This is a genomic window from Colwellia sp. TT2012 (assembly GCF_001440345.1).
Lineage (GTDB): Bacteria > Pseudomonadota > Gammaproteobacteria > Enterobacterales > Alteromonadaceae > Colwellia.
Window position 1 is genome coordinate 1 of the sequence record NZ_LJYX01000176.1, and the last position, 744, is coordinate 744.

Here is a 744-nt window from a genome sequence, read left to right on the forward strand (position 1 = left end):
CCCAAAGTGCCAGACGCCCCGACAGGAAGCTGAGGAGCGAATATGGGAGCGAGCAAGCCCGCTCCCACACTGGATCTGCGGTGGACCTTACATCGAGACGAAGAAGAAGCTCGCAATCAACGCCATGCCCACGAACCACACCAGCGAGCGCAAGATCGCCCAGTCCGCCCGGTAGCAGATGATGAAAAGCAGGCGGCTGGTGATAAACAGCACCGCCAGTACGTTGATAGTCACCAGTTCCGCATTGCCTGCCATGTGGGCAATGATCACTGCGGCGGCCAACGCCGGGGTCACTTCAAAGCTGTTGAGCTGCGCGCTATGGGCACGCTTGGCAAAGCCTTCCAGGGTTTCCAGGAAGGCCCGGGGGTCATGGTTCTGCCGGGGCCCGAATTTGCCGCCAATGAATTTGGCCACGCCGGTACACAGGTACGGCAGAAAAATTGCGATCAACACACACCAGAAAGCGACAGTCATCACTCATTCCTTTTTTAGTTTTATCCGCTGGTTAGAGTTTCATCACAAGCATGCCAATCAACACCAACCCACAGGCTAAGAGCCGGGAGCGGCCGAAAGGTTCTTTCAGGTAACGCATGCCGAACAACACCACCAGGATCACGCTGACTTCCCGCAGCGCGGCGGCCTCGGCAATCGAGCCCAACTGCATGGCCCAAAGCACCAGAGCGTAGCTCAACAACACGCACAACCCCACGTTCAGCCTCAATCGCCACTGGGTTCGCCAGAACA

General features: G+C 57.7%; 2 protein-coding genes. Both read right to left on the minus strand.

Going from position 1 to position 744, the window contains the following annotated elements:
• Positions 1-87: 87 nt before the first annotated feature.
• Complete coding sequence (locus tag ASU03_RS20460; RefSeq protein WP_082627380.1) at positions 88-474, minus strand: MAPEG family protein; 387 nt, start codon at positions 472-474, stop codon at positions 88-90.
• 31 nt (positions 475-505) lie between these two features.
• Positions 506-744: EamA family transporter (locus ASU03_RS19430; RefSeq protein WP_157466014.1), on the minus strand; the 239-nt coding region annotated here is incomplete at its 5' end.

Excerpts from the sequence above, each read along its gene's own strand:
- ASU03_RS20460 (WP_082627380.1), bottom strand. The coding sequence starts at position 474 with ATGACTGTCGCTTTCTGGTGTGTGTTGATCGCAATTTTTCTGCCGTAC.